This window comes from Marinobacter qingdaonensis, from assembly GCF_034555935.1.
Classification (GTDB): domain Bacteria; phylum Pseudomonadota; class Gammaproteobacteria; order Pseudomonadales; family Oleiphilaceae; genus Marinobacter; species Marinobacter qingdaonensis.
The window spans coordinates 1-526 of record NZ_JAYDCJ010000004.1 but is presented as its reverse complement, the minus strand read 5'-3'; the positions used below and the strand labels follow the sequence as shown (position 1 = coordinate 526).

Here is a 526-nt window from a genome sequence, read left to right as displayed (position 1 = left end):
CTTTCATCGCCTCTGACTGCCAAGGCATCCACCGTATGCGCTTAGTTGCTTGACTATATAACCCCAAGACAACTGCGAACCCGAAGGTTCCAGTTTTCCTGAAGCGATATAACAACCACTTCAACGACAACACCGGATAACGCTTGAAATCGCTATCACTGATTATCGAATTCCGGAGATAATGGAATCCAATAATCGGTATTTCTATCTCGTCCAATTTGTTAAAGAGCAAATCTGACCCAGTGATCAGAAAGAAGGGCTTCGAACTTGTCGTCAAGTTGAAACACTTGTTTCTGCACACTGCTAACCGGAGTTAGTCAGTAAGTTTTGGTGGAGCTAGGCAGGATCGAACTGCCGACCTCCTGCGTGCAAGGCAGGCGCTCTCCCAGCTGAGCTATAGCCCCATTTAAGCTACCTCAAATTGTCTAACTCCAGGAGTTAAGCAATTTTGGTGGGTCTGGGTGGACTTGAACCACCGACCTCACCCTTATCAGGGGTGCGCTCTAACCACCTGAGCTACAGACCC

The 526-nt window shown here is 48.1% G+C and carries 2 tRNA genes; both read right to left on the bottom strand.

Annotated features, from left to right (window positions below):
* Window positions 1-328 precede the first annotated feature (328 nt).
* Window positions 329-404 (bottom strand) — tRNA-Ala (locus U5822_RS17455).
* A 45-nt stretch (window positions 405-449) separates the two neighbouring features.
* Window positions 450-526, bottom strand: a tRNA-Ile gene (locus tag U5822_RS17450).